This is a genomic window from Aeromonas sp. 600276, from assembly GCF_049175815.1.
GTDB lineage: Bacteria > Pseudomonadota > Gammaproteobacteria > Enterobacterales > Aeromonadaceae > Aeromonas > Aeromonas dhakensis.
The window spans coordinates 33,659-46,149 of the sequence record NZ_JAAKVU010000016.1 but is presented as its reverse complement, the minus strand read 5'-3'; the positions used below and the strand labels follow the sequence as shown (position 1 = coordinate 46,149).

At 62.8% G+C, this 12,491-nt stretch carries 14 protein-coding genes; 3 read left to right on the top strand and 11 right to left on the bottom strand.

Annotated features, from left to right (window positions below):
* Positions 1–72: 72 nt before the first annotated feature.
* The 8 genes from G5134_RS15910 to G5134_RS15875 all read right to left on the bottom strand — a co-directional run bounded on the left by G5134_RS15910 (position 73) and on the right by G5134_RS15875 (position 8,124).
* Complete coding sequence (locus tag G5134_RS15910; protein WP_065017172.1) at positions 73–885, bottom strand: Cof-type HAD-IIB family hydrolase; 813 nt, start codon at positions 883–885, stop codon at positions 73–75.
* Positions 886–978: 93 nt separating this feature from the next.
* A complete protein-coding gene (locus G5134_RS15905; RefSeq protein WP_065017173.1) occupies positions 979–2,019 on the bottom strand; it encodes an alpha/beta fold hydrolase in 1,041 nt (346 codons plus the stop codon).
* Positions 2,016–2,678, bottom strand: a complete 663-nt coding sequence (locus G5134_RS15900) for a CatB-related O-acetyltransferase (RefSeq protein WP_017780339.1) — start codon at positions 2,676–2,678, stop codon at positions 2,016–2,018. The genes G5134_RS15905 and G5134_RS15900 overlap by 4 nt, the downstream gene beginning before the upstream one ends.
* 2 nt (positions 2,679–2,680) lie before the next feature.
* A complete protein-coding gene (gene trmH / locus G5134_RS15895; protein ID WP_017766486.1) occupies positions 2,681–3,409 on the bottom strand; it encodes a tRNA (guanosine(18)-2'-O)-methyltransferase TrmH in 729 nt (242 codons plus the stop codon).
* Between the two features lie 118 nt (positions 3,410–3,527).
* Positions 3,528–5,645 (bottom strand): bifunctional GTP diphosphokinase/guanosine-3',5'-bis pyrophosphate 3'-pyrophosphohydrolase, encoded by a 2,118-nt coding sequence (gene spoT, locus G5134_RS15890; RefSeq protein WP_005307064.1) that lies wholly within the window; start codon positions 5,643–5,645, stop codon positions 3,528–3,530.
* A gap of 137 nt (positions 5,646–5,782) precedes the next feature.
* On the bottom strand, positions 5,783–6,058 hold the full coding sequence (gene rpoZ, locus G5134_RS15885) for a DNA-directed RNA polymerase subunit omega (protein ID WP_005307060.1): 276 nt from the start codon (positions 6,056–6,058) through the stop codon (positions 5,783–5,785).
* 79 nt (positions 6,059–6,137) lie between these two features.
* Positions 6,138–6,764, bottom strand: coding sequence for a guanylate kinase (gene gmk, locus G5134_RS15880; RefSeq protein WP_017766485.1), 627 nt, complete (start codon positions 6,762–6,764; stop codon positions 6,138–6,140).
* A gap of 304 nt (positions 6,765–7,068) precedes the next feature.
* Positions 7,069–8,124, bottom strand: coding sequence for a glycosyltransferase family 9 protein (locus G5134_RS15875; protein ID WP_065017190.1), 1,056 nt, complete (start codon positions 8,122–8,124; stop codon positions 7,069–7,071).
* 155 nt (positions 8,125–8,279) lie between these two features.
* On the opposite strand from G5134_RS15875, the gene G5134_RS15870 reads away from it, so the two are divergent.
* Positions 8,280–8,993, top strand: a complete 714-nt coding sequence (locus G5134_RS15870) for a 3-deoxy-D-manno-octulosonic acid kinase (protein WP_065017191.1) — start codon at positions 8,280–8,282, stop codon at positions 8,991–8,993.
* A 70-nt stretch (positions 8,994–9,063) separates the two neighbouring features.
* Positions 9,064–9,927, top strand: coding sequence for a GGDEF domain-containing protein (locus G5134_RS15865; RefSeq protein ID WP_010635641.1), 864 nt, complete (start codon positions 9,064–9,066; stop codon positions 9,925–9,927).
* A 7-nt stretch (positions 9,928–9,934) separates the two neighbouring features.
* Here the strand turns inward: G5134_RS15865 and G5134_RS15860 are convergent, their stop codons facing one another.
* A complete protein-coding gene (locus G5134_RS15860; protein WP_025202468.1) occupies positions 9,935–10,789 on the bottom strand; it encodes a DMT family transporter in 855 nt (284 codons plus the stop codon).
* A gap of 43 nt (positions 10,790–10,832) precedes the next feature.
* Here G5134_RS15860 and G5134_RS15855 point away from each other — a divergent pair, with 43 nt between their 5' ends.
* Positions 10,833–11,291, top strand: coding sequence for a DUF6314 family protein (locus G5134_RS15855; RefSeq protein WP_065017174.1), 459 nt, complete (start codon positions 10,833–10,835; stop codon positions 11,289–11,291).
* Between the two features lie 135 nt (positions 11,292–11,426).
* On the opposite strand, the gene G5134_RS15850 is transcribed toward G5134_RS15855, so the two are convergent.
* On the bottom strand, positions 11,427–11,588 hold the full coding sequence (locus tag G5134_RS15850) for a hypothetical protein (RefSeq protein WP_017780345.1): 162 nt from the start codon (positions 11,586–11,588) through the stop codon (positions 11,427–11,429).
* A complete protein-coding gene (locus G5134_RS15845; RefSeq protein WP_010635645.1) occupies positions 11,573–12,472 on the bottom strand; it encodes a DMT family transporter in 900 nt (299 codons plus the stop codon). Before G5134_RS15845 ends, G5134_RS15850 begins: the two co-directional genes overlap by 16 nt.
* Positions 12,473–12,491: the final 19 nt, after the last annotated feature.

Here is a 12,491-nt window from a genome sequence, read left to right as displayed (position 1 = left end):
GGCCTGCTCGTTCGGAAGGTTATCCGGGCGGGAGCACGCCATGAGCCGCAGCGTGGCTCATGGCGCCTTGTCTCAGGCGACGTCGACGCCCTGCAGGGCGAATAGCTGCTCCAGATAGACGGCGACGCCGTCTTCGTCGGAGCTCAGGGTCTGCTCGTGGTTGGCCAGCGCCAGCTTGAGCCGGTCGTGGGCATTGCCCATCACCACGCCGCGGCCGACCATGCTCAGCATCTCGAAGTCGTTCATACCGTCGCCGAAGGCCACTGCCTGGGACATCTCCAGCCCGTGCTGCTCCAGCACGGCGCGCACCGCATTGCCCTTGTGCACCCCGGCGTGCATCACCTCGAGGCAGTCCGGCAGGGAGAAGGTGACGTTGAGCCGATCACCATAACGCTGGTTCAGCTCTGTCTCGATCTGCAGCAGCTTCTCGTGCTCGCCGATGTAAAACACCTTGTTGACCTTGTCCAGCGGGTGGCTGGCGAGATCGGTCAGGCGGTAGCTGAAGCCGGATTCATGATGGAACTGCAGCAGCCAGGGCATCTCCTCTTCTACCAGCCACTCGTCGCCGTAGTAGAGGTTGATATGGATGGAGGGGTCGCGCTCCAGCGCGATCAGCTCGGCCGCCACGCTGTCCGGCAGGGCCTGGTTGAAGATCAGTTGATCCTGCTTGTCGTGCACCACGGCGCCATTGGAGGTGATGAGATAGATGTCGAGCCCGAGCGTGTCGCGGATGCTGCGCACATCCACATGGTGACGGCCGGTGGCCACCACGAACTTGACCCCCTGATCCACCAGTCGGTGCAGGGTATCGCGGGTGCGGGGGGAGATCTGGTGCTGCCCGTTGAGCAGGGTGCCATCGAGATCAGATACAACGACCTTATACATCATCACCTCGGGGTTACGAATGAAAGCGGGAGCAGTTTACAGCAACCGCTCCCGTGACCCCATTTATTTAGGGATACAAAAAATAACCAGCCGTCAGTAGCGCGCGAAGAAGGCCAGGGTGGCGTTGAGCGCGGCCTGGCGCTGGGGATCGGCCTCCATGAACAGCTCGTGCCAGGCCCCTTCGATGCGCAGCGGCTTGCCCCCTTCGCAGCGAGCGAGTGCGCAGAAGGCGTCCTGCGCGGCGTTGTCCACCACGCCGTCGTCGCCGGCCTGCAGCAGCAGCAGCGGCGTCTTGATGGCGCCGGCCTCGGCCACGGCGGCGTCCGCTCCCGTCAGCCCCTGATAGATCCAGTGGGCGGTGGCGCCTCCCAGCTTGATCTGCGGGCGCTGCTCATAGAGTTCGCGGAAGGCCTGATAACGGGCTTCGCTGTGGCTCAGACCATTGTCGGCAAAGTCGTGGCTCTCGTACGGGCCCTGACCCGGGCCGTAGGGAGGCTCGCCCAGCCAGCCGCCGACCGTGCCTATGGTGGCCGCCAGCCCCTTGGCCAGCCACTTGGGCAGGCCGCCCAGGTTGATGCCCATCATGGGGGAGGAGAGCACGGCCGCCTCGATGTCACCGGGCCAGCGCTCCAGATAGCGGGCCGAGATGGCGCCGCCCATGGAGTGGGCCAGCAGGAACAGCTTGGCGGGCTGGTCCTGGGCGATCACCTCGTCATGAAACTGCTTGAGATCGAGCACATAATCGTCGAACTGGTCGACATATCCCTTCTCCGGGTCGGCCAGCAGCCGATCGGACAAGCCCTGGCCGCGGTGGTCGATGAGGTAGAGGCTGTAGCCCTGACGCCACAGATCCCAGGCCAGCTCCTGATACTTGAGGTAGCTTTCGACCCTGCCGTTGACGATGAGGATGGCGCGATCGACCTTGGCCTGGCGCAGGGCGGCATAGCGGATGGTGACCCCGTCTTTGCCCTTGAAGGCGCCCTCGACGGCGTGCTGGCGCCAGAAGTCGGGCAGCGTCTGCTGATGGAGGGTGGCGACGTCGGTTTCCGGCGTCAGCTGGTAGGGATTGTTCACGGCGAGGGCTCCGGCAGAAAACAGGGTCAGGGCCAGCAGGGCGGGCGGCATCAGCTTCATGATGCCGACTCTTGCTGCCAGTGCTGGTAAAGCCCCTCGATGTCGCCCGAGCAGAGCAGCGGCATGGCCGCCTGCAGGCGCGGCAGCGGCCAGTCCCACCACCGCATCTCTTGCAGCAGGGCAATCTGCTCATCGCCGAAGCGGCGACGGATCGGCTTGGCCGGGTTGCCGCCGACTATGGTGTAGGGCTCCACATCCCGGGTGACCACGGCGCGGGTGGCGATAACGGCGCCATCGCCTATGGTGATGCCGGGCATGATCATGGCTTCCGAGCCGATCCAGACATCATTGCCGACCCGGGTATCCCCCTTGCGCTGGAAGCCGCTCTGTACCCCCTCGCCAAAGGTGCCCGGATCGAACGGGAAGGTGGATACCCACTCCATGCGATGGCCCTGATTGCCGGCCAGCAGGAAGGTGGCACCCGAGCCGATGGAGCAGAACTTGCCGATGAGCAGGCGATCCACCTCGCCCCAGATGCCGCTCTCCCAGGTCTCCCGGGTCGAGCCGTCACCCAGCAGATAGCGTACGCAGTGATCCTCGAACGTCTTGCCATGGTAGTAGCCGGAGTAGTAGCTGTAGTCGCCCGCCTCGATATTGGGGTTGCTGAGATGATCCCGTATTACCTGGGACTCCAGCCAGCTGCCAAAGGGACTATTCATTATTATTGCTCCTGTAATTGCTCATCTTGCTGTGCTGCCCAGCCTTTGCGGGTCAGCTGCATCTGCTGCCACCACTGCTCGTCAGCCAGGATCTCACCGGCCGGGCCGAGCTGGGGATAGGGCATCTCCTTCTCCTTGCAGAGCTGGGCATAGACGGGATAGCCCCCCTCGAACAGTATGCTGTTCTGCTCTTCCAGACTTAAGGGGCAGCCGCGTTGATAACAGCCGGCCAGCTCGCGTTGGCGCTGGGCCTCGTAGAGGATGGCGGCGGCGGCCACCGAGACGTTGAGGGACTGCACCATGCCCACCATGGGGATGACGATATGGTGATCGGCCAGGGCCAGCGCCTCTTCGCCGATACCGTGCTTCTCCTGGCCCACCAGGATGGCGGTGGGCTTGGTGTAGTCGATGGCGCGAAAATCCACCGAGCTGTCGGAGAGGTGGGTCGCCAGGATCTGCATGCCGGAGGCCTTGAGCTCGGCCACCGCGCTGCCGATGTCCGGGTGCAGCTTCACGTCCACCCAGTTCTGGCTGCCGCGGGCGGTACCCTTGCGCTTGTGGATCCAGGTTTTGGGCCAGACCGCGTGCACCCGATGGATGCCGATGGCATCGGCGGTGCGCACGATGGCGGCCAGGTTGTGCGGCTTGTGGACCTCTTCCATGCAGACGGTCAGATCGAGCTGGCGCTGGGCCAGCATGTCGGAAATTCGTTTGAAGCGTTCAGGTGTCATGTCAGTTTCTATCGGGTGAGGCAGGTGCGCGCATCGCTTGCATGCACAGGGTCAAATCGGGCCGGCGCCGGGCCAGCATGTCTCTTGAAAAGCAGCAGGCGGCTTGCGCCGCCTGTGTTCAGTTTTTCTGCCGGCTCACCTTGAGCACGTTCGGCATCACCCGGATCTTGCGCATGATGTTGGCGAGGTGGATCCGGCTCTTGGTGGTGATGAGCAGGGTGACCAGATAGACCCGGCCATCCTTCTCTTCGGTGCTGATGGCGTGAATGTTGGCGCCGGTGGCGGCAATCACGTTGGCCAGCTCAGCCAGGGCACCCTGGTGGTTGACGATCTCGATGCTGATGCCGGTGCGGAACTCCTGTTCCTGCTCCTTGTCGACTTCCCACTGTACCGGCAGGTACTTGTCCGGTTCCTTGCTGTAGCCCTTGATGTTGCGGCAGGCTTCCTGGTGGATCACCAGCCCCTTGCCCGGGCTGATGTGGGCTATGATGGCGTCCCCCGGGATCGGGCGACAGCAGTTGGCGAAGGTGACCAGCATGCCGTCGGCACCCTTGATCGGCATCTTCTTGCTGCTGGACTTGGGCTGTTCTTCCGGCGGCAGCTCATCCCCCAGCATGCGGCGCGCCACCATGACGCTCATGGCGTTGCCAAGGCCCACGTCGGCCAGCAGGCCCTGCAGGTTTTCGTGCTTGGTGTCGGCCAGCACCTGCTTGATGCGAGGCTCGGGGATGTCTTCGATGTTCTTGGCGCCGAGTGCATGGTTGAGCAGGCGGCGACCCAGTACTACCGACTCTTCGGTGCGCAGGTTCTTGAGGAACTGGCGGATCTTGGAGCGGGCCTTGGTGGTCACCACGAAGTTGAGCCAGGCCGCGTTCGGGCGGGCCCCCGGTGCCGTGATGATCTCCACTGTCTGGCCGGAGTGCAGCGGGCTGCTCAGCGGATAGGGGTGGCGGTCGACCCGCGAACCGACGCAGGCGTGGCCGATGTCGGTGTGCACCGTGTAGGCGAAGTCCACCGGGGTGGCCCCGGCGGGCAGCTCCATGATGCGCCCTTCCGGCGTGAACACGTAGATCTCGTCGGGGAAGAGGTCGGTCTTGACCCCCTCGATGAATTCAAAGGAGCTGCCGGCGCTCTGCTGCAGCTCGAGCAGGCTCTGCATCCAGCGCTGGGCGCGGATCTGGGCCGTAGTGCCCGAGCTGTCGCCATCCTGCTTGTAGGCCCAGTGGGCGGCGACGCCCTTGTCGGCCATCTGGTCCATGAATTCGGTGCGGATCTGCACTTCCACCGGCACCCCGTGCGGCCCCACCAGCGAGGTGTGCAGCGACTGGTAGCCGTTGGTCTTGGGGATGGCGATGTAATCCTTGAAGCGGCCGGGGCGGGGCTTGTAGAGGCTGTGCATCTGGCCCAGCACCCGGTAACAGGTATCTATGTCCTTCACCCTCACACGAAAGGCGTAGATATCCATTACCTCATGAAATTGCAGCTCTTTTTTCTCCATCTTGTTGTAGATGGAGAACAGGTTCTTCTCGCGGCCGCTGACCTGGGATTCGATGCCAGCCTCACGCAGCCGGCCTTCAATCTCGCTCTGGATGGAGTCGATGATCTCGCGGCGGTTGCCGCGGGCGCGCCGTACCGATTCGCGCAACACCCGCGAGCGCATGGGGTAGAGCGCCTCGAAGCCCAGTTCTTCCAGCTCGTTCTTCATGGTGTGAATACCGAGGCGGTTGGCGATGGGGGCGAAGATCTCGAGGGTTTCCCGGGCGATGCGGCGGCGTTTGTCCGGGCGCAGGGAGCCCAGGGTGCGCATGTTGTGGGTGCGGTCGGCCAGCTTGATCAGGATGACCCGGATATCTTGGGTCATGGCCATCACCATCTTGCGGAAGTTCTCTGCCTGGGCCTCCTTGCGATCGCGAAACTTCAGCTTGTCGAGCTTGGAGACGCCTGATACCAGCTCGGCAACGGCATCGCCAAACAGTTCGGCCAGGTCGGCCTTGGTGACAGGAGTATCTTCGATGACGTCGTGCAGCACGGCGGCCATCAGGGTTTCATGATCGAGGCGCATGTCGCCGAGAATGCGGGCAACGGCAACCGGGTGGGTGATGTAGGGCTCGCCGCTGGAACGCATCTGTCCCTGGTGAGCATCACGGGCCACCACATAGGCTTGCCTGAGCTTCTCCACCTGCTCGGGTGGCAGGTAGGAACTGGCTATTTCTTTAAGATTTTCAAATAAATACAAGACAGTCCCCGCAGCGGTGAAACGGCAATCCGTGGATATAGAGGGTATAGTCCTGAGTTTGCGAGGTTTTCGAGCGGTTGTAAATGGGGGAGAACAGTCGGCACCCGGGCGGGCGCCGACTATAGGAAACAGCTGACTTAACCGCGGCCTTCGGCGATGGCAGCAACGGCAGCCAGCTCGGCGGCTTCCTGCTCTTGCTGCTCGTAACGGTCCTGGGTGTCCATCACCTGGTTGTTCACCAGACCCAGTTCGATCTCACGCAGGGCGATCACGGTCGGCTTGTCGTTCTCTTCGTCAACCAGGGGATCTTTGCCTTGAACCGCGATTTGACGGGCGCGGCGTGCGGCGACCAGCACCAGGTCAAAACGGTTACCTACCTGTTTTACAGCATCTTCTACAGTAACGCGTGCCATGCAGGACTCCAGTGTTTGGGCTTTCTCGGTTTAAAAAAGCGGTGTTTAAAAATGACGCAAAAGTTTACTTGTTTTTGGCCTATTCTGCCAGTAGCTGTTGCAGCAAGTTTTGTTGGGCCTGCTGCTGCTGGCGCAATTCCAGCCGTTGGCACTCGATGATGGCCCTGAGCTGGAACAGCGCCTGCTCAAAGTCTTCGTTGATGATGACATAGTCATACTCGTCGTAGTGCACCATTTCGGCAATGGCTTTATCCATCCGGCCCTTGATCACCTCGGCACTGTCCTGGCCGCGGCCGATCAGGCGGCGCTCCAGCTCTTCGCGGCTGGGGGGCAGGATGAAGATGGACTTGGTCGGCATCTGCTCGCGGATCTGGCGGGCACCCTGCCAGTCGATGTCGAGGAAGACGTCGATGCCCTGCGCCAGGCAGGCTTCGATGGCGGCGCGGGAGGTGCCGTAGTAGTTGCCGAACACCTCGGCCCACTCCAGAAAGTCGCCACGCTCGATCAGCGCCTTGAACTCTTCCACCTTGACGAAGTGGTAGTGCACCCCGTGTTCTTCACCGGGACGGGTGGCGCGGGTGGTGTGGGAGACCGACAGCTGCATCTTGCCTGCGCTGTTGTGCTGGGTCAGCAAGGCATTGAGCAGGCTGGATTTACCCGCTCCGCTCGGGGAGGAGATGATATAGAGAGTGCCTTGTTGCGCCATGTCTGTACCTTTAATCTAAACCCGTGTTTTGGTTGTAGCAGAGGCCGCCGTCTTGTGCCCGAAAGGGAGACAGCCAAATCCGAAACGCGGAAAATTCTTGAAGAAGAGGGATGTAAAGGCGGCGAATTTTAACAGAAGGTGGCGGATAAAAAAACGGCCGGAATCATATTCCAGCCGATCAAAGTATTCGTAGCTTGCTGCGGGAGCGTAACCCACATCAGCCCTCATTCTGCCTGCCGTTGCCGGGGCGGGCCAGCAGATTATCCCTGCCGCTGGCTTCGGGATTTCCGAGTTGCGCGCATCATCAGTGCGGCAGTTGGCGCTCGGCGCAGAGCCGGTCGAAGGCGGCGATGACCCGTTCGCTGGTGATTTTGCCCATGGCGTCCGGATCCTTGAGGCGGGTGCGCCAGCCAAGCTCGGCCAGCGGCTTGCCGGTCTCCTGCTCAATCAGCTCCTGATAGACGCTGACCGCGTAGTCGCGGCACAGATAGGGGCCGGTACGATCCGGGTTGTGATGGGCATAGAGGCCGAGCACCGGTGTACCCACCAGGGTGGCCATGTGAGCCGGGCCGGTATCGGGAGCCAGCACCAGGCTGGCCTCCTTGATCAGCGCCAGCAGTTGCTTGAGGTTGGTCTGCCCCACCAGATCCACCGGCTTGCTGTGGCTTAAGCGCTGAATATTGGCGGCCAGATCCTGTTCCAGCTTGGCCGGCCCGCCACACAGATAGACCTGAAACCCCTTGCTGGCGGCGTGATCCGCCAGTGCGGCATAGCCGGCGGCAGTCCAGTTCTTGAAGGCCTTGCTGGCGGCGGCGCAGATGAGCAGGGTCGGCTTGCCGCCGATCTTCTCCTTCGCCCAGGCCTGGTGCTCGGCGCTGATGGGCAGTTGCCAGTCCGGGGTCAGATCCTGGATGCCGAGCTCTGTGGCGAAGGCGAGGAAACCGTCCAGCACGTGGGGTGAGGCGGGGGATGGCACCTTGTGGTTGGTGAACAGCCACTGGCCGTCGCTGGCCCGCTCCCGATCAAACCCGAGCTTGACCTTGGCCTTGATGCCGAGGGTGGCGATGCTGGCCCGCATGGCGGCCTGCAGATGGAGCAGGGCATCGAACCTGCGCCCCTTGAGGGCCTGCCAGAGCTCGCGATAGCCGCGCCAGCCCTTGCTCTTGTCGAAGGGGATGACCTCGACCCCGGGCAGATCGGCAAACAGGGTCGCCTCAATCTTGCCGGTGATCCAGGTGATGCGGGTCTGGGGCCAGGCACGCTGGATGACGCGCACCAGCGCCAGCGCGTGGCAGCAATCCCCGATGGCGGAGAGCCGCAGGATGCAGATGGAGGAGGGCGGCGTTTGGAACAGCGGCATGATGTGGCGCAACGATGGCAAAATGGATGGATGGCATTATGCAAACTCCCCTGTGGATTGTAAAATTGCGCACGACTGGCAGCCGGCCCCACCGGGCCCCTGTTGCCCTGGCCCTGAGCGCCAACCCGTAGCGATGACCGACCGGAATGACCAAGATGCAAATTCAGACCGAACACAACCAGATCTGCTGGTATGCCGAAGGGGCGTTTCGCGACCCTTCTCCCGAGCTGTTTGATCCGGCCTGGTGGCAGAACAACCGGCAGGTGGTGGGTACCTCCATCGGCCGCGGCGTGACCTGGTTCGTGAAGGATGAATCCCGCCACCTGGTGCTGCGTCACTACTATCGCGGCGGCATGGTGGGCAAGGTGGTGCGGGATCGCTTCTGGTTCGAGGGAGTGGAGTCTAGCCGGGCCATGGCCGAATACACGCTGCTGGCCAAGTTGAGCGCCCAGGGGTTGCCGGTGCCGCGCCCGTTTGCCGCCCGGATGGCCAAGCAGGGCCCCTTCTATCGGGCCGACATCCTGATCGAGCGCATTCGCGGTGCCAAGGATCTGGTCGCCCTGCTCAAGCAGGGGCCGATCGCCGGTGAGGTGTGGCACAAGGTGGGCCAGACGGTGCGCCGGTTGCACGACGCCGGGGTCTATCACGCCGATCTCAACAGCCACAACCTGTTGCTCGACAAGGAGGGCAAGGTGTGGGTGATCGACTTCGACAAGGGGGCCATCCGCTCGCCCGGCAACTGGCAACAGGCCAACCTGGAACGCTTGCTGCGCTCCTTCAACAAGGAGTCCCAGCTGCATACCAGTTTTTACTTCGTACCGGAGAACTGGCAGGCCCTGATGAACGGCTATCAAGGAAAAGCGAGCTGACCCTGTTGCTCGGCGCGAGAGCCAATGTTACTTATTGAGAAGGTCTTCAGATTCGGTGTCGAGGCGCTCGATGGACATGCTCAAGGCTCCCCTCAGGGAGGCAATTACCCGGTTTGATCTGGCGCTGATGGCGGATGCCATCGCCTTGCTGGAGGCAGGGCTCTGGAGCTGGAGTCCGCAGCAGGGCGTGCAGCGGGATCTCTCCTGTCTGCGGCTGCTGGGATTGAACGAAGCTGGTCTGGACGACCTCGGCTGGCTGGAGCGGGTGCACCCCGACGACCTGGGGAGCCTGCAGGAGGCGCAGCTGGCCTGCCAGAGCGGGCGGGTGGCCCAGATCCGGCTCGAATACCGCATCCTGCATCACGATGGCCACTATGTCCGGCTGGAAGAGCGGGCCAGGCGCGATGTCCACGGCCAGGTGCTGGGGGTGGTGCGTCTGCTCGAACCGCAGGCGGTACAGGTGGAGGAGCGGCACGGTACCGATCCCCTCACCGGGCTGGAGAGCCGCAGCCGCTTCGAACAGCTGCTCGATGAGCGGCTGGCCAGCGCGAGCGGCAGCTTCAGCCTGCTGCAATTCACCGTCGATCACAGAGCCAAGATCCAGCAGCTGTTTGGCGAGGCAGCCTGCGACGCCATGCTGGCCAAGCTGGCCCGCATCGTGCGCCATGAACTGCGGCGGGAAGACCCCTTCGCCCGCTGGGACGAAGACGGTTTCATCCTGATGCTCTCCCAGACCGACCGGCTGAGCGGCCTCGAGATTGCCGAGCGACTGCGGATGGAGATCGCCGATGCCAGCCTGCTGCCGCAGCGGCCGGTGACCGTCAGCATCGGGCTGGTGCAGAGTCAGGCCGGCGAACAGATCGATCACCTGCTGGCCCGGCTGGCCACCTGTCACGGTCAGGCCAGACGGGAGCACAACACAGTCGTCGGCTGATTTTTAGTCAGCGCTCACTTACCCCATGACGCTGGCACACCCAGAGGGAGGCCAGCATCAGCAGGCCGCCCAGGCTGAGCCTGAGCAGGTCGGTATCCTTGCCCCACAGCACTAGGTTGACCAGAAGACCTGCCGGGATCAGGGCGTTGTTCATGATTGCCAGCACGCCGCTGCTGACCTGGGTCGCCCCCTTGTTCCACAGGAAGTAACCAAGGCCCGAGGCACCTATCCCCAGCCACAGCAATATGCCCCACTGCAGGGCGCTGGTGGGGTATTGCGGCGTGCCGAGCAGCCACCAGGCGGGCAGGGCCACAGCCAGGGCACCCAGATAGAAGCAGCCAAACACCGCCAGTTGCGGCGGTTGCTGTTCCTCCCGTGCCAGCAGTACCTTGTAGCCCACCTGACCCAGGGCGAAGCAGACGTTGGCACCCTGCACCACCAGGAAGCCCAGCACGTAGCTTTCGGTCAGCCCGTCGAAGCGGATGACGGCCGCCCCCAGCACCGCCAGCAGTGCTCCCCACAGATAGACCGGCTTGAAGCGCCGCTCCAGCAGATCGTGGATCAGGGTGACATAGATGGGGGTGAAGATGGTGAACACCAGCACTTCCGGCACCGTCAGCAGCAGGAAGGAGTGGTAATAGAACAGATACATGATGCCGAGCTGGGTGGCGCCGAGGGCCATCAGCTTGGCCACCAGGTCGGGCCGCAGCCAGCGGCGGCGCAGGAAGGGCAGGAACACCAGGCTGGCGAGCACGATGCGGGTCAGCACCGAGAAGTAGGCATCCACCTGGCCGGCGAGATAGACCCCGATCAGGCTGAAGGAGAATGACCAGAGCAGGGTAACCCCTATCAAGTAGTTCATGTGGTTGATTTGTCGTCAGTTGTCAATTTTGAAGGGGGCTATGATGGCCGAGAAGGAAGCCGTGATCCAGCGTTTATGGCACCAGTTGCCACAGATCGGAGCATTTGCCTTTAGCGCGAGCAACGGGGCAGGCTCCGCCACCGACTGGAGTGGCAGCGGCGAGGGGGAGGTGGCGGTGACCGATCACCAGGGCGGCTGGTTGTTTGTCGAGACGGGTCGCTATACCACGCCCCATGGCCGGGTGCTGACCATGCACAATCGCTTCTGGTGGCAGCGCGGCGAGCAGGGGATCCGGCTCTCTCATCTGCGCTATGAACAGCCGGTGGTGCTGTTCGAGCTGCTGCCTCAGACGGATGGTCGCTGGCTCACCGCCGAACCCCATCTGTGTGGCCAGGATCACTACAGCGCCGAGCTGACGCCGACCGAGGGCGGTTTTCTGCTCGGCTGGCAGATCACAGGTCCGCGCAAGAACGAGCGACTGAGTTATCGCTATCTGGCGTGATGGGACGGCAAGGCCGCCAGGCGGGCATAAAAAAACCGGCGCAGAGCGCCGGTAGAGGGGACAAATCGGAGGTTTTTTTAAAACGGTCCCAAAAACAGGAGAGATACACTCTCGTCACACATTCAGAAACAGACGTCAGGCGCTCAACGCATAGCTCAGCATGGCTTGCAGCTTGCTGTCGAAGAACCAGGGCAGCAGCACCATCAACAGCCCGAGCAGACCCACCAGCCGCCGGCGATACTGCCAGCCGGCGATCACCACCAGGCCGCCGCAGAGCGTGGTCAGGATGCCTGACATAGGGCAGCCTCCCGCTGGACGCGGCGCTGCTGGGCCCATTGGTTGAGGGCGACCGAGCCCAGGATCAGGGCCAGTGCCACGCCGGTGGTGGACTGGATCTGCTCGCCGAGGAACAGGGCACCCAGCATGACGCCGAACAGCGGCACCAGGTAGTTGCTGAAGGAGGCGAAGGTCGGGCCCGCCTTCTGGATCAGCGCCATGTAGAGGAAGTAGACCAGACCGGTACAGAACACCCCGAGCACCGCGACGGCGCCGATGGCCTGCTGGCTCGGCAGGGTGAGCGCGCTCAGATCGGTGACGAACGGTGCGGCCAGCAGCAGCTGGATGGCCGAGGAGATCAGGATGTTGCGTGCCACGACCACCGGGTGGTCCTTGGCGAAGCGCTTGATCATCAGCAGGCCGATGGCGAAGCAGCTGGCACCGAACAGGATGGCCATGGCGCCGAGCAGGCCGGCATTCATCCCGCTGGCCAGTTTCGGCCAGAACAGCACCAGTACGCCGACGAAGCCGATGATCACGGAGACGAGACCGCCCTTGGTGATTTTTTCACCGGAAACCAACAAGGGTGCCATCAGGATGGTGACAAACGGGATACAACCCATTACCACGGCGGCGATGGCGCTATCCACATACTGTTGACCCCAGGCCACCATGATGAAGGGCAGGGTGGCATCGAGCAGGGCGATCAGCATGTAGGTACGCCACGGGGTGTGCTCGCTCTTGAGACGCATGAACAGGCAGAGCAGACCCAGGGTCAGGCTGCCACACAAGGCGCGACCGGCTGCCACCATGATGGGAGGCAATTCGGTGACGGCCTGATGCATGAAAATGAACTGGGAGCCCCACAACAGGCCAATCGCCAGCAACAACAGATAGCTACGCATTTTAATCTCCGATGTAATT

What these genes read in the sequence shown, in the direction of transcription:
- G5134_RS15855 (WP_065017174.1), top strand. Translation starts at nt 10,833, where the DNA reads ATGGCCGAGAAGGAAGCCGTGATCCAGCGTTTATGGCACCAGTTGCCA.
- G5134_RS15900 (WP_017780339.1), bottom strand. Translation starts at nt 2,678, where the DNA reads ATGAATAGTCCCTTTGGCAGCTGGCTGGAGTCCCAGGTAATACGGGAT.
- G5134_RS15865 (WP_010635641.1), top strand. Translation starts at nt 9,064, where the DNA reads ATGGACATGCTCAAGGCTCCCCTCAGGGAGGCAATTACCCGGTTTGAT.
- G5134_RS15875 (WP_065017190.1), bottom strand. Translation starts at nt 8,124, where the DNA reads ATGCCGCTGTTCCAAACGCCGCCCTCCTCCATCTGCATCCTGCGGCTC.
- trmH (WP_017766486.1), bottom strand. Translation starts at nt 3,409, where the DNA reads ATGACACCTGAACGCTTCAAACGAATTTCCGACATGCTGGCCCAGCGC.
- G5134_RS15910 (WP_065017172.1), bottom strand. Translation starts at nt 885, where the DNA reads ATGTATAAGGTCGTTGTATCTGATCTCGATGGCACCCTGCTCAACGGG.
- G5134_RS15860 (WP_025202468.1), bottom strand. Translation starts at nt 10,789, where the DNA reads ATGAACTACTTGATAGGGGTTACCCTGCTCTGGTCATTCTCCTTCAGC.
- G5134_RS15845 (WP_010635645.1), bottom strand. Translation starts at nt 12,472, where the DNA reads ATGCGTAGCTATCTGTTGTTGCTGGCGATTGGCCTGTTGTGGGGCTCC.
- gmk (WP_017766485.1), bottom strand. Translation starts at nt 6,764, where the DNA reads ATGGCGCAACAAGGCACTCTCTATATCATCTCCTCCCCGAGCGGAGCG.
- G5134_RS15850 (WP_017780345.1), bottom strand. Translation starts at nt 11,588, where the DNA reads ATGTCAGGCATCCTGACCACGCTCTGCGGCGGCCTGGTGGTGATCGCC.
- rpoZ (WP_005307060.1), bottom strand. Translation starts at nt 6,058, where the DNA reads ATGGCACGCGTTACTGTAGAAGATGCTGTAAAACAGGTAGGTAACCGT.
- G5134_RS15870 (WP_065017191.1), top strand. Translation starts at nt 8,280, where the DNA reads ATGCAAATTCAGACCGAACACAACCAGATCTGCTGGTATGCCGAAGGG.
- G5134_RS15905 (WP_065017173.1), bottom strand. Translation starts at nt 2,019, where the DNA reads ATGAAGCTGATGCCGCCCGCCCTGCTGGCCCTGACCCTGTTTTCTGCC.